Origin of the sequence: Citrobacter enshiensis (assembly GCF_029338175.1) — a bacterium.
GTDB classification, from domain to species: Bacteria; Pseudomonadota; Gammaproteobacteria; order Enterobacterales; family Enterobacteriaceae; genus Citrobacter_D; species Citrobacter_D enshiensis.
On sequence record NZ_CP119862.1, the window covers coordinates 2,923,364 to 2,941,021 of the forward strand.

Annotated in this window: 22 protein-coding genes; 13 read left to right on the top strand and 9 right to left on the bottom strand. The window is 53.0% G+C overall.

Annotated features, from left to right (window positions below; genetic code table 11):
- Positions 1–19: 19 nt before the first annotated feature.
- From flgE to flgB, 4 genes are read right to left on the bottom strand one after another with little or no spacing between them, the layout of a single operon-like run.
- Positions 20–1,273, bottom strand: a complete 1,254-nt coding sequence (flgE, locus tag P2W74_RS14185) for a flagellar hook protein FlgE (protein WP_276292103.1) — start codon at positions 1,271–1,273, stop codon at positions 20–22.
- 26 nt (positions 1,274–1,299) lie between these two features.
- Complete coding sequence (flgD, locus tag P2W74_RS14190; RefSeq protein ID WP_276292104.1) at positions 1,300–1,998, bottom strand: flagellar hook assembly protein FlgD; 699 nt, start codon at positions 1,996–1,998, stop codon at positions 1,300–1,302.
- A gap of 11 nt (positions 1,999–2,009) precedes the next feature.
- A complete protein-coding gene (gene flgC, locus P2W74_RS14195) occupies positions 2,010–2,414 on the bottom strand; it encodes a flagellar basal body rod protein FlgC (RefSeq protein WP_192611873.1) in 405 nt (134 codons plus the stop codon).
- A 3-nt stretch (positions 2,415–2,417) separates the two neighbouring features.
- Positions 2,418–2,834 (bottom strand): flagellar basal body rod protein FlgB, encoded by a 417-nt coding sequence (gene flgB, locus P2W74_RS14200; protein WP_276292105.1) that lies wholly within the window; start codon positions 2,832–2,834, stop codon positions 2,418–2,420.
- Between the two features lie 158 nt (positions 2,835–2,992).
- Here flgB and flgA point away from each other — a divergent pair, with 158 nt between their 5' ends.
- The 3 genes from flgA to flgN all read left to right on the top strand — a co-directional run bounded on the left by flgA (position 2,993) and on the right by flgN (position 4,468).
- Positions 2,993–3,652 carry a flagellar basal body P-ring formation chaperone FlgA gene (gene flgA / locus P2W74_RS14205; RefSeq protein ID WP_276292106.1) on the top strand — a complete coding sequence of 220 codons (660 nt, stop codon included), beginning with the start codon at positions 2,993–2,995 and terminating at the stop codon, positions 3,650–3,652.
- A 95-nt stretch (positions 3,653–3,747) separates the two neighbouring features.
- Positions 3,748–4,041: a flagellar biosynthesis anti-sigma factor FlgM gene (gene flgM / locus P2W74_RS14210; RefSeq protein ID WP_203358174.1), complete on the top strand. Its 294-nt coding sequence runs from the start codon at positions 3,748–3,750 to the stop codon at positions 4,039–4,041.
- 4 nt (positions 4,042–4,045) lie between these two features.
- The gene (flgN, locus tag P2W74_RS14215) at positions 4,046–4,468 is read left to right on the top strand and encodes a flagella biosynthesis chaperone FlgN (protein WP_276292107.1); all 423 of its coding nucleotides are present in this window, start codon (positions 4,046–4,048) and stop codon (positions 4,466–4,468) included.
- A 70-nt stretch (positions 4,469–4,538) separates the two neighbouring features.
- Here the strand turns inward: flgN and murJ are convergent, their stop codons facing one another.
- From murJ to rimJ, 4 genes are all read right to left on the bottom strand, one after another.
- Positions 4,539–6,074 carry a murein biosynthesis integral membrane protein MurJ gene (gene murJ, locus P2W74_RS14220; RefSeq protein ID WP_276292108.1) on the bottom strand — a complete coding sequence of 512 codons (1,536 nt, stop codon included), beginning with the start codon at positions 6,072–6,074 and terminating at the stop codon, positions 4,539–4,541.
- A gap of 167 nt (positions 6,075–6,241) precedes the next feature.
- The gene (locus tag P2W74_RS14225) at positions 6,242–7,165 is read right to left on the bottom strand and encodes a Gfo/Idh/MocA family protein (RefSeq protein ID WP_276292109.1); all 924 of its coding nucleotides are present in this window, start codon (positions 7,163–7,165) and stop codon (positions 6,242–6,244) included.
- Between the two features lies 1 nt (position 7,166).
- Positions 7,167–7,820 carry a YceH family protein gene (locus tag P2W74_RS14230; RefSeq protein ID WP_276292110.1) on the bottom strand — a complete coding sequence of 218 codons (654 nt, stop codon included), beginning with the start codon at positions 7,818–7,820 and terminating at the stop codon, positions 7,167–7,169.
- A 26-nt stretch (positions 7,821–7,846) separates the two neighbouring features.
- Positions 7,847–8,431, bottom strand: a complete 585-nt coding sequence (rimJ, locus tag P2W74_RS14235) for a ribosomal protein S5-alanine N-acetyltransferase (protein WP_192611866.1) — start codon at positions 8,429–8,431, stop codon at positions 7,847–7,849.
- A 235-nt stretch (positions 8,432–8,666) separates the two neighbouring features.
- On the opposite strand from rimJ, the gene mdtH reads away from it, so the two are divergent.
- The 9 genes from mdtH (at position 8,667) to P2W74_RS14280 (ending at position 15,399) form a co-directional block, all read left to right on the top strand.
- Positions 8,667–9,875: a multidrug efflux MFS transporter MdtH gene (mdtH, locus tag P2W74_RS14240; RefSeq protein WP_276292111.1), complete on the top strand. Its 1,209-nt coding sequence runs from the start codon at positions 8,667–8,669 to the stop codon at positions 9,873–9,875.
- 142 nt (positions 9,876–10,017) lie between these two features.
- Positions 10,018–10,578 carry a lipoprotein gene (locus tag P2W74_RS14245; protein WP_276292112.1) on the top strand — a complete coding sequence of 187 codons (561 nt, stop codon included), beginning with the start codon at positions 10,018–10,020 and terminating at the stop codon, positions 10,576–10,578.
- Positions 10,579–10,682: 104 nt separating this feature from the next.
- A complete protein-coding gene (gene pyrC, locus P2W74_RS14250; RefSeq protein WP_276292113.1) occupies positions 10,683–11,729 on the top strand; it encodes a dihydroorotase in 1,047 nt (348 codons plus the stop codon).
- Positions 11,730–11,804: 75 nt separating this feature from the next.
- Positions 11,805–12,050, top strand: coding sequence for a DNA damage-inducible protein I (gene dinI / locus P2W74_RS14255; protein ID WP_162379009.1), 246 nt, complete (start codon positions 11,805–11,807; stop codon positions 12,048–12,050).
- A gap of 289 nt (positions 12,051–12,339) precedes the next feature.
- Entirely contained in the window at positions 12,340–12,594 is a 255-nt protein-coding gene (bssS, locus tag P2W74_RS14260) for a biofilm formation regulator BssS (RefSeq protein ID WP_276295196.1), read from the top strand.
- Between the two features lie 113 nt (positions 12,595–12,707).
- Entirely contained in the window at positions 12,708–13,826 is a 1,119-nt protein-coding gene (gene solA / locus P2W74_RS14265; protein ID WP_276292114.1) for an N-methyl-L-tryptophan oxidase, read from the top strand.
- Between the two features lie 52 nt (positions 13,827–13,878).
- A complete protein-coding gene (locus P2W74_RS14270; protein WP_162380555.1) occupies positions 13,879–13,992 on the top strand; it encodes a YceO family protein in 114 nt (37 codons plus the stop codon).
- 262 nt (positions 13,993–14,254) lie between these two features.
- Entirely contained in the window at positions 14,255–14,827 is a 573-nt protein-coding gene (locus P2W74_RS14275; protein WP_276292115.1) for a cytochrome b, read from the top strand.
- The gene (locus tag P2W74_RS14280) at positions 14,824–15,399 is read left to right on the top strand and encodes a YceI family protein (RefSeq protein ID WP_276292116.1); all 576 of its coding nucleotides are present in this window, start codon (positions 14,824–14,826) and stop codon (positions 15,397–15,399) included. The genes P2W74_RS14275 and P2W74_RS14280 overlap by 4 nt, the downstream gene beginning before the upstream one ends.
- A gap of 50 nt (positions 15,400–15,449) precedes the next feature.
- Here P2W74_RS14280 and trhO read toward each other — a convergent pair whose 3' ends face one another.
- Positions 15,450–16,502, bottom strand: coding sequence for an oxygen-dependent tRNA uridine(34) hydroxylase TrhO (gene trhO / locus P2W74_RS14285; protein WP_276292117.1), 1,053 nt, complete (start codon positions 16,500–16,502; stop codon positions 15,450–15,452).
- Positions 16,503–16,722: 220 nt separating this feature from the next.
- Here trhO and P2W74_RS14290 point away from each other — a divergent pair, with 220 nt between their 5' ends.
- Positions 16,723–17,643 (top strand): Kdo(2)-lipid IV(A) acyltransferase, encoded by a 921-nt coding sequence (locus P2W74_RS14290; RefSeq protein ID WP_203358187.1) that lies wholly within the window; start codon positions 16,723–16,725, stop codon positions 17,641–17,643.
- Positions 17,644–17,658 lie beyond the last annotated feature (15 nt).

The following is a 17,658-nucleotide window of genomic DNA, read 5'->3' on the forward strand; positions in this document are numbered from 1 at the left end:
AAGCCATCCTGTCAGGCGCTTAGCGCAGGTTGACCAGCGTGTTGAGGATCTGATCCTGGGTCTTGATGGTCTGCGCGTTAGACTGATAGTTACGCTGGGCGACAATCATGTTCACCAGTTCTTTACTCAGGTCCACGTTAGAGGCTTCCAGCGCACCGTTGGTCAACTTACCGAAGTTACCGGTACCCGCCGTCCCCAGCAGCGCAACGCCGGAAGACTGCGTAGCGGCCCAGACGTTATCCCCCTGAGAGGCCAGCCCTTCGTTATTGGCAAAGTTCGCCAGCACGATTTGCCCCAGAACCTGTTTCTGCTCGTTGGAGTAGTTTCCCACCACGGTGCCATCATCATTAATCTGATAGCTCACCAGATCGCCCGGCTTGTAGCCGTTCTGGTTAGTGGCCACGATGTTGCTCTCGCCGGTGTTTTGCTGCATGGAGTTCAGGAAACTGAGGGAGAAATTGGCTGGCTGAGCGCCATTCACCACGCCGGTGGCGACGTTGATTTGCGTTGGCCACGGGGTTGCAGGAGGAACAGGAACGGCTTCTGTTGCCGTTGCACTCACCCCCTGGAACACGCCATTTTCATCAAAACGCATAAAACCCGCCGATTTTGCGGCTTCGCCGGTCGTCGAATCCTGAGTATGAACTTCCCAGGTATTGTCCGAGTTTTTGACATAGAAGACGTTCATGTCATGGGCATTACCCTGGCTATCGAATACCGTGACGGTGCCTTTCTTGTTGTAAGAATCCGCATCGCTTGGGCTGAATGGCGTTTTAGTCGGTACTTTGTCGGTAGAGTTCAGGTTGATCTGCATGGACGCGGTGGTGGTGGTTTTTGCCGCCATCAGCGTATTAGGGATCGTAATCGGTGCCGGGTTCGCGCCCTGTTGGATCGTCGGCGGCGTACCGGTGGCCGGATAACCGGTCAGTTGCAGGCCCTGCATGTTGACCAGGTTGCGATTTTCGTCGAGCTTAAACTGACCGTTACGGCTATAAAAAACAGAACCGTTGCTATCCACCATACGGAAGAAACCGTTCTGGCTGATGGCGACGTCCAGGCCACGACCGGTGTTGGTGGTGGTGCCATCGGTAAAGTCCTGGGTGATCCCCGCCACTTTAACGCCCAGCCCCACTTTGGAACCGGCAAACATATCGGCAAATGAGGCCGACCCGGATTTAAACCCATAGGTGGCGGAGTTGGCGATGTTATTACCAATGACATCGAGGTTGGTGGCTGCAGCGTTCAGGCCGCTGACCGCTTGAGAAAAGGCCATGTCTTACTCCTGATAAGTGTGAAGGCTTAGATGATCTGCCGTACTTCGTCGAGTGTGGTGGTTCCGTAGGTCCCTAAATCCAGCGTGTTACCGCCATTGTTGCGGATAACGCCCTGTACCATCGCAAACTGCAACGGCTGTGCGACCAGTTGCGTACTACCGTTGCTGGCGGTGATCGCCACGTTGTAGGAGCCGTTCGGCGCGGTGGTCCCGTCGGTGAGAGTCCCGTCCCAGGTAAAGGTGTGCACGCCCGCCTTCAGTCCGCCGATATCAATGGTGCGAACCACTTTGTTGTCTTTATCGGTAATCGTGGCGGTGACTTTGTCGGCAGGTTGCTGTAGCTCAACGCCAAACGGCGTGGTGGTGGTGATCGCCTCTTCTTCGGTTCCTTTGCCCGCCAAAATGGTGGTGCCCGGAATCATGACCCCGTGACCAATCAGGGTGCTGGCCTGCATCGACTGACTGTTGTCGATCTGCCCTGAAATCGCCCCCAGCGTGGTGTTCAATTTTTCGATTCCGCTGACGGTGCTGATCTGCGCCAACTGCGAGGTCAGCTCGTTGTTTTCCATCGGGTTCGTCGGATCCTGGTTTTTCAGCTGCGCCACCAGCAAGGTCAGGAAACTGTTTTGCAGATCGGCGGAATTGCTCCCGGTTAACGAACTGCCGCTACTGGCAGATTTGACGCCCGTGTTAGTCGGGTCATTCATATTGACGGCAATAGACATACGCGCCTCCTTTACTGGCCAAGTGTCAGCGTTTTAAGCATCATGCTCTTCACGGTGTTGAGTACTTCGACGTTTGCCTGGTAGCTGCGCGATGCCGACATGGTGTTCACCATCTCGCCAACCGTATCCACATTCGGCATCTTGACGTAGCCATTGGCGTCGGCCAGCGGGTTGCCGGGTTCAAACACCAGTTTGTCGGGTGCCTGGCTTTCAATGACATCCGCCACCTTCACGCCGCCCGTCGCGGCGCCAGGTGCTGCATCAACCTGAAAAACGACCTGTTTTGCGCGGTATGGCTGACCATCTGGCCCCGTCACGCTGTCGGCGTTCGCCAGGTTACTGGCGGCGACGTTGAGCCGTTTGGACTGCGCCGTCAGCGCCGAACCCGCAATATCAAAAATGTTTAACAACGCCACGGATTAGTTCCCTCCCTGCAGCACGTTCATCATGCCTTTGATTTGGCTGCTCATTACGGTGAGCCCCATCTGGTATTTCAGACTGTTATCCGCAAACTGAGTACGCTCCCTGTCCATATCGACGGTGTTACCATCGAGAGAAGGCTGGTCTGGAATACGGTAGAGAAGATCCACAGAGGGGGACGCCAGCGTCTGGGCCGGAATGTGTTGCGCAGAGGTCAGCGCCAGCGAAACACCGCTGGTTTCATCCCGTCCACGCACCATCACTTTTTTGAGTTCACTGGCGAAATCCATGTCACGCGCCTGATACCCCGGCGTATCAGCGTTGGCGATATTCGCCGCCAGCACCTCCTGACGTTGGGCACGCAAATTGAGCGCTTCTTGTTGAAAACGTAAGGCGGCATCGAGCTTGTCGAGCATATCTCCCCCGCAAAAGACAAAATTCAGCCGACAGCTTAAATCTCATTACGCGCGCGTTATCGCCGGAATAAACGCAAAATGCGTCGCTATTTGTTGCGTTGATGACGGCGGCACACGGGTAGAATCCAGCCATTGCTTACAACAGGCGGGAGATGACGATGCAAACGTTAAAACGGGGAATCGCTGTGATGGCGCTGCTCTTCAGCCCGTTGTCGATGGCACAGGAGCTGAATGCGCAGCTAACTGACTGGTTTTCGGCGCGTCTGGTGGGGTTTAGCGATGAGGTGGTCGTCACCCTTCGCACATCACCCAATTTGCCTGCGGATTGTGAGCAACCAGCGCTGAGTGTGCCGGGCAGTGCGAAATTATGGGGTAATGTGAACGTGCTGGCGCGCTGCGGCAATGAAAAACGTTACCTGCAGGTCAACGTCCAGGCGACCGGAAACTACGTCGTAGCCGCCGTTCCCGTCGCACGGGGCGGAAAACTGGGCCCTGCCAGCGTGACGCTAAAACGCGGACGTCTGGATCAGCTGCCACCGCGCACGGTACTGGATATCAATCAGATTCAGGATGCCGTCAGTTTGCGCGATCTGGCGCCCGGTCAGCCGGTACAGCTCACCCAGTTGCGCCAGGCCTGGCGAATAAAAGCCGGTCAGCGCGTGGTGGTGATCGCCAGCGGCGATGGATTTAGCGTCAATGCGGAAGGTCAGGCATTGAACAATGCGGCCGTTGCGCAAAATGCGCGTGTCCGCATGCTGTCAGGCCAGGTGGTCAATGGCACCGTCGACCCTGATGGGAATATTCTTATTAATCTATAATACGTTAAAGATTTTGTTGTGGCTGCCGATATGAATAATCAACGAAATGATGATAGCTGGTCGCTACAACGCAACCCCTCGATGAGGAAAATAACATGAGCATTGACCGTACCTCACCTTTGAAACCCGTTAGCACTGTCCAACCGCGCGACACCGGCGACACGCAGGTACAAAAAACGCGTCAGGAAAAAACATCGACAACGAAGAGTGCCAGTGTGACGTTAAGCGATGCTCAGGCGAAGCTGATGCAGCCCGGTTCCAGCGATATCAATATGGAACGCGTCGAAGCACTGAAAACGGCGATTCGTAACGGTGAACTCAAAATGGACACCGGCAAAATTGCCGACGCATTGATCCGTGAAACACAGAGCTACCTGCAGAGTAAATAAAAGTATGACTCGTCTGTCAGAAATACTGGATCATATGACGGCCATCCTCAATGACCTGAAAACGGTGATGGATGCCGAGCAGCAGCACTTATCTGCGGGTCAGATTAACGGTAGCCACTTACAACGCATTACAGAAGAAAAAAGCTCGTTGCTGGCCACCCTGGATTATCTGGAACAACAGCGTCGTCATGAACAAGCGGCGCAGAAAAGCGCAAATGATGATTTTGCCGAGCGCTGGCAGGTTATTACTGAGAAAACGCAGCACCTTCGCGACCAAAACCGACACAACGGCTGGTTGCTGGAAGGGCAAATCGCGCGCAATCAGCAGGCGCTTGACGTGCTCAAACCCCATCAGGAACCGGCGCTGTACAGCGCCAACGGTCAGGCATCCTCTTCCCACCGTGGCGGTAAAAAAATCTCTATCTGATTGCCGGATGGCCGTCATCCCCTGTCAGACCTGCGTTTTGCAGGTCTGACAGGCAGTATCACTTCGCTTATCACGCCGTCCGGCGGACAAACTCTTTCACTTTAAATCCGAGAATGGCAAGCGCTGCAAAATAGGCCGCGATACCCGCCACCACCACCGCCATTAAGCGTAACAGACGCCACAGCATGGTCCCCTGCGACCACTCCGGCATAATAGACAGCATGCCGATCAGCGCCGCTGACATCACCAGCACGGAAATCACCAGACGGGTCAGGAACCACATCCAGCCCGGCTGTGGGGTGAAGATCTTTTGCTTACGCAACTGCCAGTACAGCAGAGACGCATTCAGACACGCCGCCAGACCAATCGACAGCGACAATCCCGCATGTTTCAACGGGCCAATAAACGCCAGGTTCATCAGCTGCGTCATAATCAGCGTCACAATGGCAATTTTGACCGGCGTTTTGATGTCCTGGCGCGAATAGAATCCGGGCGCCAGCACTTTCACCACAATTAAGCCGATCAAACCGACCGAATAGGCCACCAGCGCCCGTTGCGTCATCGCCGCATCCATCGCAGTGAATTTTCCGTACTGGAACAGCGAAACGATCAGCGGCTTCGACAGAATGCCCAGCGCCACCGCGCTCGGCAACGCCAGCAGGAAGCAGAGACGCAGCCCCCAATCCATCAGGCGGTTGTATTCATCGTGATTGCCGCTGGCGAAGCTTTTCGACAGCGATGGCAGCAGAATCGTCCCGAGCGCCACGCCCAGTACGCCGGACGGGAATTCCATCAGTCGGTCAGCGTAATACATCCAGGAGACCGACCCGGACGCCAGAAACGAGGCGAAAATGGTGTTAATGATAAGCGAGATCTGGCTCACGGAGACACCGAGAATCGCCGGTCCCATCTGTTTCACCACCCGCATCGAACCCGCATCGCGGAAATTAATACGCGGCAATACCAGCATGCCGATTTTCTTCAAATGCGGCAGTTGATAAACCAGTTGTAAAACACCGCCAACCGTCACCGCCCAGGCCAGCGCTAAGACCGGCGGGTCAAAATACGGCGCCGCAAATAACGCGAAGCCGATCATGCTGACGTTCAGAAAGGTGGGCGCAAACGCTGGAATCGAAAAACGGTTCCATGTATTGAGGATTGCCCCAGCTAATGACGCGAGCGAGATCAGCAGTATATAAGGAAAGGTAATTTGCAGCAGTTGGGTGGTGAGGGCGAATTTATCTGCCGTATTCGCAAACCCTGGGGCCGTGACCATAATCACCCACGGCGCGGCCAGCATACCCGCCACGGTCACTACCGCCAGCGCAAGGGTCAGCAAGCCTGAGACATAGGCAACAAAAACCCGGGTCGCATCTTCACCCTGTTTGCTTTTATATTCCGCCAGAATAGGCACAAACGCCTGCGAAAATGCCCCTTCGGCAAAGATACGGCGCAGCAAGTTGGGTAATTTGAATGCCACAAAGAAGGCATCGGTGGCCATCCCGGCACCAAAAATTCTGGCGACAATAGCGTCACGCGCAAAACCGAGCACACGTGAAAACATGGTCATTGAGCTAACGGCAGCCAGTGATTTTAATAAATTCATGTATGTTTTATTCCAGACTCTACGGCAAAACGCCTGCAAAGCAGGCGTTGGAAGAGGCGTAATATCAAGTGGGGTATAGTCTACCTGGATTAAGATGAATTACTACCGCCAGATGTTACAGGGTCTGCAGACCCTGCATTTTCTGAACGCCTGAAAAAACCGTCACCTTATTCGCTGATCGCATCGCGCCACAGTTTCTCCACCACCCGCTGCGCCAGAATCGCCTGCTCACCGGCCGTTTCCGGAACCGTCTGATTTTCCACGCATTCAATAAAATGACGCGCGCATCCCGAAAATCCGCGCTGCTCTAAGGTGGTTTGCCAGCCGGGAATCGGTTTGTGCACCACGCCCTGCCCACGCTCTTCACGCCATTCGCGCATGTCTGTGACGTCATAAACGCCCCCGTCGGTCACCGCCTGTACAGATTCGCGCTGACTCCCGGCACGCCGATGCATACTGGTGGTGATTTGCAGCTGTTCTGCCGCAAAGTGGTGCTCGGCGTACAGCATCTCCCCCGCATCGGTGGTCAGCAACGTGCCGCTTTTCAGTTGTGATGCGCCTCCCGCCAGCCACAGGGCCGTGTCGACCACGTGCAGATAATCATCGAGCAACGTAAAACGCAGATCGTGCGGCCCAACGCTGTCAGCGCGGTGCTTGTCCATGCGTAAGGAGGTCGCCGTTGCGAGTTGTGCCTTTAAATCGCGGTACAACGGCGCAAACCGACGGTTAAACCCGACCATCAGCGTCAGCTTTTTGCGGGCCGCCAGTTCGACCAAGCGCTCGGCATCGCGCAGATTCTCCGCCAGCGGTTTGTCGACACACACGTGCACTCCGGCATTGAGTAATTCGCTGACCACCTGGTAGTGGGTTGCCGTGCTGGAGTGAACAAAAACAGCGTCACAGCTTGACGCCAGATTCACCAGTGAGTTGGCGTAAGGTATCCGCCAGCTTTCACAAATACGTAATGCTTTGTCCCGTGATGGCGACCAGGCGCCCTGTAGCGTCCAGTCGCCGGAGGTTCCCAGCACTGGCAGCCAGGCTTTTTGCGCGATCCCGCCCAGCCCCACCACACCAATCCGCAATTTTTTCACTTTAGTCTCCCAGATGCGCCAGCAACGAATCGAGCCGTTGTTTCAGCTCCGCCACTTCACTCTCCAGCGCCTCTACGCGGGCGTGCAGATCGGCAGACCCCGCCTGTGCCTGCGGTTCATCCGCCGGGGCAGCCTGTTCATCCACTTCACCACAAAACAGATGCATATAACGACTTTCACGCTTACCCGGTTCACGTGCCAGACGCACCACATATGGGCCGTCCTCCCGGGAGGCAAGTTTCTCCAGCGTGGCTTCTACTTCCGCCATATCGCTGAATTCATACATACGGGAGGCACGACTGCGCAGTTCACCCGGCGTTTGCGCGCCGCGCAGGAGCAGCGTGGTCACGACGGCGACTTCGCCCGCACTCAACTTTAAATTGCCAAATTCGGAGTTGCAAAAGCGCTGCTCATACTTGGTGACGCGATTGCCAAATCCGCTCACCGTGCGCAGAAAATGGCGTTTGACCAGAGCATCAAGCTGCTGCTGGACCTCATGCTCCGATAAGTTCATCACCGGTTCACGGTTGGTTTTTTGATTGCAGGCCACCACCACGCCGTTCACCGACAGAGGATATTGTTCAGGCGTCGTCACCTGTTTTTCAAGCAGACAGCCAATCACTCGCGCTTCAGTGGCGGTTAATTCATATTTCATTCTCTTTCTCCATCGCGTCCAGAGGATTAACGTCCGGGGGTCCATTCAGTTGTTGTCAACGCCGTCAGCACGTGATCGCGCCATTGCCCATCAATCAACAGGTAATCTTTCGCGTACCCTTCTTTTTCAAAACCGAGTCGCGCCAGTAAATCGCCGCTACGGTTATTGTGCGGCATATAATTTGCCATAATCCGGTGCATGTGTTGTGTGCGTTGCATATAACGAATTGCCGAGCTTAAGGCTTCGAACATCAGCCCCTTTCCCTGCCACTTCTGCGCAATGGAATATCCCAGATAGCACGCATGAAACGAACCGCGTACCACGTTGGAAAAATTCGCTACGCCAATAATTTCTTTTTCGTCCGGATCGAGCAGCGCAAAATAGAATGCCGTACCCTGCTTATGAAACTCAGCGATCATGCTCAGCCGCGCCTGCCAGCCTGACGGATAGCAGTGACTATCATCGCGAATGGGTTCCCAGGGTTTTAAAAAATGACGATTTTCTGCGTAATAATCTGCCAGACGCCAGGCATCACGCTCATGCACTAAACGCACGACCAGGCGGTCGGTTGTTAAGCGCACTTTTGGCACGTTACTGCGATAGCCAAACATTCTATACCCACTCCTTCCCGTAACGTCTTCACACCCCTGATAACGTTACTATACCTGCGGCCACGCACTCTGTGAAAAGTGCAAATAGCCATTTTTTGGATTATTCACACATTTTGATGAAATCTCTCTATCAAGACGGACTCTTGATAAAAAAATATTGTCCCCGCGAGGGTGGGAAAAGCCCCGGCGACACCGCAGAATAGTAGGCGCACATCTTTTTTTCCCGGGAGGGGAAATGTCGCGCGTCTCGCAGGCGAGGAACCTGGGTAAATATTTCCTGCTCATCGATAATATGTTGGTGGTGTTGGGCTTTTTTGTGGTGTTCCCTCTTATTTCCATTCGATTCGTCGATCAAATGGGATGGGCTGCCGTCATGGTGGGGATTGCACTCGGCCTGCGCCAGTTTATTCAACAAGGGTTGGGGATATTTGGCGGGGCCATCGCTGACCGCTTTGGCGCCAAACCGATGATCGTCACCGGCATGCTCCTACGCGCAGCCGGATTCGCCACTATGGGCATTGCCCAGGACCCCTGGCTGTTATGGTTTTCCTGCTTCCTTTCAGGTCTGGGCGGCACACTGTTTGATCCGCCGCGCTCCGCGCTGGTGGTCAAACTGATCCGCCCGGAACAGCGTGGCCGGTTCTTCTCTTTATTGATGATGCAGGACAGTGCGGGCGCGGTGATTGGCGCATTACTCGGCAGTTGGCTGTTACAGTATGATTTTCGGCTGGTCTGCGCGACTGGCGCGGTGTTGTTTATTCTCTGCGCCGCGTTCAACGCCTGGCTGCTCCCAGCCTGGAAGCTTTCCACCGTGCGTATCCCCGTCCGTGAAGGGATGGGGCGCGTCATGCGGGACAAACGGTTTGTCACCTATGTTCTGACGCTGGCAGGGTATTACATGCTGGCGGTTCAGGTGATGTTAATGCTGCCCATCATGGTCAATGATATTGCAGGTTCCCCGGCCGCCGTGAAATGGATGTACGCCATTGAAGCGTGCCTGTCACTGACCCTGCTCTACCCCATTGCGCGGTGGAGTGAAAAACGTTTTCGTCTCGAACACCGGTTGATGGCTGGCCTGTTATTAATGTCGCTCAGTATGCTGCCTATTGGACTGGTGAGTGATTTGCAGCAACTCTTCACACTGATTTGCATATTCTATATCGGTTCAATTATTGCGGAACCCGCCCGTGAAACGCTCAGCGCGTCATTGTCCGATGCGCGTGCGCGCGGCAGTTATATGGGCTTTAGCCGTCTGGGACTCGCCATTGGCGGGGCGATTGGCTATATCGGCGGCGGCTGGTTGTTCGATATGGGAAAAGTAATGGCCCGACCCGAACTGCCCTGGATAATGCTAGGGATTATCGGCGTTATCACCTTTCTGGCATTGGGATGGCAATTTAGCCATAAACGTACCCCGAACGGAATGCTGGAGCCAGAAGCCTGATCGCTTCGCGGCTCGCTGCTGAAAAAACGGCCGTTGCATCGGGTGGCCGTTATTTCAGTTTTTTCTGCTGGCGCGTTGCGTGCTGGTGCCACATGCTGCTTTGTGTCAGGATTACAACACGGGCATCATGTTGAGGAACCCCATGAAAAAGATTTTTTTTGCCGCTGCGTTATTAGTTAGCGGCCTGTTGGTTGGCTGTAATCAGCTCACACAGTACACGATCAGTGAACAAGAAATTAACCAGGCACTGGAGAAACGGAATAACTTTTCCAAAGATATTGGCTTACCCGGCGTTGCCGACGCGCATATTGTGCTGTCCAATCTGAGCAGCCAGATCGGTCGGGAAGAGCCCAATAAAGTGACGCTTACCGGCGATGCCAATCTGGACATGAGTTCCTTGTTTGGCAATCAAAAAGCCACCATGAAACTGAAGCTGAAAGCGTTGCCGGTCTTTAACAAAGAGAAAGGCGCCATTTTCCTGCAAGAGATGGAAGTGGTGGACGTCACGGTCACGCCAGAGAAAATGCAGCCGGTATTACAAACGCTGATGCCGTATCTCAACCAGTCGCTGCGCAATTATTTTAATCAGCAACCTGCCTACGTTCTGCAAGAAGACAGCAGCAAAGGCGAAGCGCTGGCGAAAAAATATGCCAAAGGGATTGAGGTGAAACCGGGTGAAATCGTCATCCCGTTCACCAATTAACATTCCGGGGGCGCATTAGCGCCCTTTTTTTTCGTGCAAACGAAAACGTTTCCGCATATCCTTTGTTTCCGGCAAAAAGACCATCCCTCAGCCGGAGCATATTGATGACAGCACCATCCCAGGTTTTAAAGATCCGCCGCCCAGACGACTGGCACGTTCACCTTCGCGATGGCGACATGTTAAAAACAGTCGTGCCCTACACCAGTGAAACCTATGGTCGCGCGATCGTGATGCCGAACCTGGCGCCGCCCGTCACCACCGTTGACGCGGCCATCGCTTACCGCCAGCGTATTCTTGATGCGGTACCGCAAGGACACGCATTCACACCGTTGATGACCTGCTATCTCACGGACACCCTGGATCCCAATGAGCTTGAGCGCGGATTCCATGAAGGCGTTTTCACCGCCGCAAAACTCTACCCGGCCAATGCCACCACCAACTCAAGCCACGGGGTTACGTCCACCGACGCTATCATGCCCGTTCTTGAGCGCATGGAAAAACTGGGGATGCCGCTGCTGGTACACGGCGAAGTCACCCATGCGGAGATCGACATTTTCGATCGCGAGGCTCGCTTTATCGACAGCGTTATGGAGCCTTTGCGCCAGCGCCTGACGGCGCTCAAAGTGGTCTTCGAGCACATTACGACCAAAGATGCGGCAGAGTATGTTCGCGACGGCAACGAACTGCTGGCGGCCACGATTACGCCTCAGCATTTGATGTTTAACCGCAACCACATGCTGGTCGGCGGCATTCGCCCGCACCTGTACTGTTTGCCGATCCTCAAACGCAATGTCCACCAGCAGGCATTGCGTGAACTGGTTGCCAGCGGTTTTAGCCGCGCTTTCCTGGGAACAGACTCGGCACCGCACGCGCGTCATCGTAAAGAGACCAGCTGTGGCTGCGCGGGCTGCTTTAACGCCCCAACGGCGCTCGGCAGCTATGCGACCGTCTTCGAGGAGATGAATGCGTTACAGCACTTTGAAGCTTTTTGCTCACTCAACGGTCCGCAGTTCTATGGTTTGCCCGTCAACGACACCTACGTTGAACTGGTACGGGAAGAACAGCACATTCCAGAAAGCATCGCCCTGACAGACGATACGCTGGTGCCTTTCCTCGGCGGTGAAACGGTACGCTGGTCGGTGAAAAAATAAAAAAAACGTGGCCAACTGTTGTCAGCGGAATATTTTAACTGTATAAACATCCAGTATATTCAACAGGGGGCCATTATGCGTATTGAAGTCACCATTGCAAAAACTTCTCCTTTACCTGCTGGCGCGATAGACGCGCTGGCCGGTGAACTCTCCCGTCGTATTCACCACCATTTTCCGGATAACGAAGGCAACGTCACCGTTCGCTATGCCGCCGCAAACAATTTGTCGGTCATTGGCGCGACAAAAGAGGATAAAGAGCGCATCAGCGAAATTCTGCAAGAAACGTGGGAAAGCGCAGATGACTGGTTTATCAACGAATAATAAATGATATGCAGTAATGTTCATTTTGCCGGGTCGCCCCGGCTTTTTTTATTTGCGCAACTGTTCGGATTTTAAGCTATTCCTCATCTTAAATGCACTATATGCCAATAAAGCATGAACAATATGCTGTTTTATTGTTCATCCAATTCTTAAAAAGCAGAAATTTGTGCTGCTCCCTCTTTAAATTTTCAGTGAATACCCTTATTTATTGATATACTGAAATTGCTTCAGATAAAACACGCATTGAACCTCGAAAACCGTTGTCTAGTAACACGTATTAGGGGGCATGATGGAAAAGAATAATGAAGTCATTCAGACTCATCCGCTCGTAGGGTGGGACATCAGCACCGTTGATAGCTATGATGCGCTGATGCTGCGTTTGCACTACCAGACCCCGAATCGCCCTGACCCGAATGGAACTGAAGTTGGTCAGACGCTCTGGTTAACCACTGATGTTGCCAGACAATTTATTTCGATTTTAGAAGCAGGAATCGCCAAAATTGAATCTGGCGATTACCAGGTAAATGAATATCGTCGTCATTAACGTGACGAGAACCTCCTCTCAAAGGCACCTTCACGGTGCCTTTTTTATTTCCAGGTTGAATAACGCCGGTCAGTTATTTACCCTGCAATAATCGTGATAGCAGAGAGAAGCTGATGAACTACGATTTAATCATTATTGGCAGCGGTTCCGTGGGTGCGGCCGCCGGATATTATGCCACTCGCGCCGGCTTAAAGGTGCTGATGACCGATGCGCACATGCCGCCACATCAGCAGGGTAGCCACCACGGCGATACCCGATTAATGCGCCATGCCTACGGCGAAGGCGAAAAATACGTTCCGCTGGTGCTGCGGGCACAAGCGCTGTGGGACGAACTTTCAACGCTCAATGAAGAGCCCGTTTTTGTACGCTCAGGGGTTATCAATCTCGGCCCTTCCGACTCCACCTTTCTGGCCAATGTGGCGCACAGCGCGCAACAGTGGCAGTTGAACGTCGAGCAACTGGACGCCGCCGCGATGATGGCCCGCTGGCCTGAGATCCGCGTACCGGAAAACTACATCGGCCTGTTTGAGGCAGATTCCGGGTTTCTGCGCAGCGAGTTAGCCATTAAAGCCTGGGTTCGCCTGGCGGAAGAAGCCGGCTGCGCGCAACTCTTTAACTGCCCTGTCTCTGCCATTCATCATCATGATGACGGCGTGACGGTAGTGACCGCCGATGGGGAGTATCACGCGAAGAAAGCGCTGGTCAACGCCGGTACCTGGGTTCAGTCGCTGATCCCCGAACTGCCTATCCAACCCGTGCGGAAAGTGTTCGCATGGTATCAAGCGGATGGTCGCTATAGTGTCAAAAATAACTTCCCGGCGTTTACCGGCGAATTGCCTAATGGCGATCAATATTACGGTTTTCCTGCCGAAAATGACGAGCTGAAAATCGGTAAGCATAATGGTGGCCAGCTGATTCACTCTCCGGATGAGCGTAAACCGTTTGCTGCCGTCGCCAGCGATGGTTCAGAAGCCTTCCCATTCCTGCGCGCTATTCTGCCGGGCGTGGGCTGTTGTCTGCACGGTGCTTCCTGCACGTACGACAACTCCCCTGACGAAGATTTTATTATCGACACTCTGCCAGGGCACGAAAACACGCTGATTATCACCGGACTCAGCGGTCATGGTTTCAAGTTTGCCTCTGTGCTGGGAGAGATTGCAGCTGATTTTGCTCAGGATAAACCCTCTGCCTTTGACCTGACGCCATTTCGACTGTCACGCTTTGCTGAATAATCATTCAATGGCCTCGGTATGGAGGCCATTTCTTTTTAAGAGGTATCCGCCAGTGCTGCGTTTATTTCATTATCTGGTCAACAATATTCGCGAACACTTTATGCTTTACGTTATTTTGTGGTCGCTGTTGGCGATTATGGACGTTATTTATATCCTGTTTTTCTAAGCCAGATTCATTGACATAAATTGACAAATATTGATATTTCTCTAATTTTCGTTTAGATAATTTGAATAACCGTAAAACCGTCTAACCCGTATAAACAATGAAAATTTTTGTGCAGTTTCTCGAAACTTCTGATGCTGAACTCCAGGTTAAATCAAATTTATTGAAATAAAAATAAATATCATTCATATTGTTATTTATTGGTTGCAATAATCCCCCCAACACGCCATTTTCATTCACACTTGAAATATTCATTGGTGTGTCTATGCAATTCACAAATACCCCACAACGCTATGGTGTGATTTCTGCTGCGCTGCACTGGCTGATAGCCGTCGTGGTCTATGGCATGTTCGCATTGGGTCTGTGGATGGTGACGCTCAGCTATTACGATGGCTGGTACCATCAGGCACCGGAGCTGCATAAAAGCATCGGGATCCTGCTGATGATGGGACTGGTCATCCGGGTTATCTGGCGATTTATCTCGCCGCCTCCCGCCGCCCTCAAAAGCTACTCACGCCTGACGCGCCTCGGCGCAACGCTTGGCCATATCACCTTGTATGCCCTGCTGTTTAGTATCGTTGTCAGCGGCTATCTGATTTCAACCGCAGACGGTGAACCGATTAGCGTGTTTGGCTGGTTTGAAATCCCGGCCACCCTTGCCGATGCTGGCGTACAGGCCGATCTTGCCGGAAGCCTGCACCTGTGGCTTGCCTGGGGCGTTGTGATTTTGTCTCTGCTACACGGGCTGATGGCCCTGAAACATCATTTCATCGATAAAGACGACACCCTGAATCGCATGCTGGGAAAATCGTCATCTGACTATGGAGTTCAAAAATGAAAAAAAGCCTGCTGGGAGTCACTCTCGCCTCTTTGTTGTTCACCACCGGTTCTGCACTTGCTGCAGACTATAAGATTGATAAAGCGGGACAACATGCCTTCGTTAACTTCCGCATCCAGCATCTGGGTTACAGCTGGTTATACGGCTCGTTTAAAGACTTCGACGGGACATTCACCTTCGATGAAAAAAATCCGGCCGCGGATAAAGTCAATGTGACGATTAACACCAATAGCGTTGATACTCACCACGCCGAACGTGACAAGCATCTGCGTAGCGCCGACTTCCTGAACGTCGCAAAATTCCCGCAGGCAACCTTCACCTCTACCAGTGTGAAGAAAGACGGCGATGAGCTGGATATCACCGGCAACCTGACGCTCAACGGCGTAACCAAACCGGTAACGCTGGAAGCGAAGTTGATCGGCCAGGGCGATGATCCCTGGGGTGGAAAACGCGCAGGCTTTGAAGCGGAAGGAAAAATTAAGCTGAAGGACTTCAACATCACCACCGATCTCGGTCCGGCGTCGCAGGAAGTCGATTTGATTATCTCGGTCGAAGGCGTTCAGCAGAAGTAATCGGTTGAGAAATGCCGGATAACGTGTTTGCTCCGTTATCCGGCTAAACGTTATTCCGCTGGATCCGGGATACCCAGTTTTGTATTCAGGCGACCGCGTGATTTATTGAAGATTTTATTGCCGTTTTCACGCCCCGCACGCCGACGGCGCTGCTCTTCTTCCGGTAACGCACTCTCTTCACAACAGAGATCGCTGCAACAGCCCTGGTATTTCTCGGCACAGGCTGGACACTGAATAAACAGCAGATGGCAGCCATCGTTTCGGCAATTGGTATGACTGTCGCACAGCACGCCACACTGGTGGCAATGGGCAATCACCTTTTCAGAGATCCGCTCTCCCATACGCTCATCAAAAACAAAATTCTTACCGATAAAGCGAACCGGAAGCCCCTGTTCACGCGCCCGACGCGCATATTCAATAATACCGCCTTCAATATGCCAAACCTTGCTAAAACCGTTATGTTTCATCCAGGCGCTGGCTTTCTCACAGCGAATGCCACCGGTGCAATACATCACGATCTTTTTGTCTTTATGCGCCTGCATCATCTCGACCGCTTTGGGTAACTGCTCGCGGAAAGTATCTGCGGGGATTTCCAGCGCGTTTTCAAAATGGCCCACTTCGTATTCGTAGTGATTACGCATGTCGATGAACACCGCATCGGGATCGTCCAGCATGGCGTTCACTTCAGCCGCCTTCAGATAGTCTCCCACGTCGCTGGCATCAAAGTTTTCATCCTCAATACCGTCGGCCACAATCCGGTCGCGTACCTTCATACGCAGAACCCAGAATGATTTACCGTCATCATCCAGAGCAATGTTAAGGCGCAGCCCGGCAAAGGCGGGATCAAACGCGTAAAGTTGTTCACGGAAGGCATCCACAAGACTTTGCGGAACGCTGATTTGCGCATTAATACCTTCATGAGCCAAATAAACACGCCCGAAGACATTCAACGCCGTGAACATCTGGTACATCGCATCACGCGTGCTTTGCGGGTCCGCGATAGTGAAATATTTGTAAAAGGAGATCGTTATACGCGGTTCTGTCTCAGCCAGCATCCTGGCTCTGAGCGCATCATTCGATATGCGGTTGTGTAACACTGGCATGGTGTACGTATCCTGCGATTGATAAAAATGAAAATCGGGCGGCATCATAAAGCAAACCTCGCCAATTTACATCCACACATTTTGCGCTACATTTCAGGCTTCGCATTTAAAAAATTACCAACAATTGCCGTTTTTATCTCCATCCCATAGCTGCAAATTTTTGCTACGCGCGAAAAAATGCAACAATACAGGGAATTGTTCGTTTATAGACAGGATAGACATGACGAATTTACCCAAATTCTCCGCCGCATTACTCCATCCACGTTATTGGTTAACCTGGCTGGGCGTAGGCGTTCTTTGGTTGGTTGTACAACTGCCCTACCCGATTATCCACAAACTGGGCTGTGGATTAGGCCATCTGGCGCTACGATTCATGAAGCAACGCACCAGGGTGGCCTACCGTAATCTGGAACTCTGCTTTCCACAAATGAGTGAGCAAGAGCGCCACCAAATGGTGGTCAAAAATTTTGAGTCCGTGGGTATGGGATTGATGGAAACCGGCATGGCCTGGTTTTGGTCAGATCGTCGGATGTCCCGCTGGACTGAAGTGATCGGCATGGAGCATATTCGCGACGTTCAGGCGCAAAAACGCGGGATTCTGCTGGTCGGCATGCATTTCCTGACGCTGGAGATCGGTGCCCGCATGTTTGGCCTGCAGGAGCCCGGTATCGGGGTCTATCGCCCAAACGACAACCCGCTGCTGGACTGGCTGCAAACCTGGGGACGTCTGCGTTCCAATAAATCCATGCTCGATCGTAAAGACCTGAAAGGCATGGTCAAAGCGCTGAAAAAAGGGGAAGTCGTCTGGTATGCACCGGATCATGACTACGGCCCGCGATCCAGCGTATTTGTTCCCTTTTTTGCAGTAGAACAAGCCGCAACCACATCCGGAACCTGGATGCTCTCCCGTATGTCGAATGCCTGCCTGGTGCCTTTTGTTCCGCGCCGTAAACCTGACGGCAAAGGTTATCAACTGATTATGTTGCCGCCAGAATGTTCTCCGCCTCTGGATGATGCCGAAACCACCGCCGCGTGGATGAATAAAGTGGTTGAGAAGTGCATCATGATGGCTCCCGAGCAGTATATGTGGCTACATCGTCGCTTCAAGACGCGCCCTGAAGGCGTACCCTCCCGCTATTAAACTGCGTATGCAGCT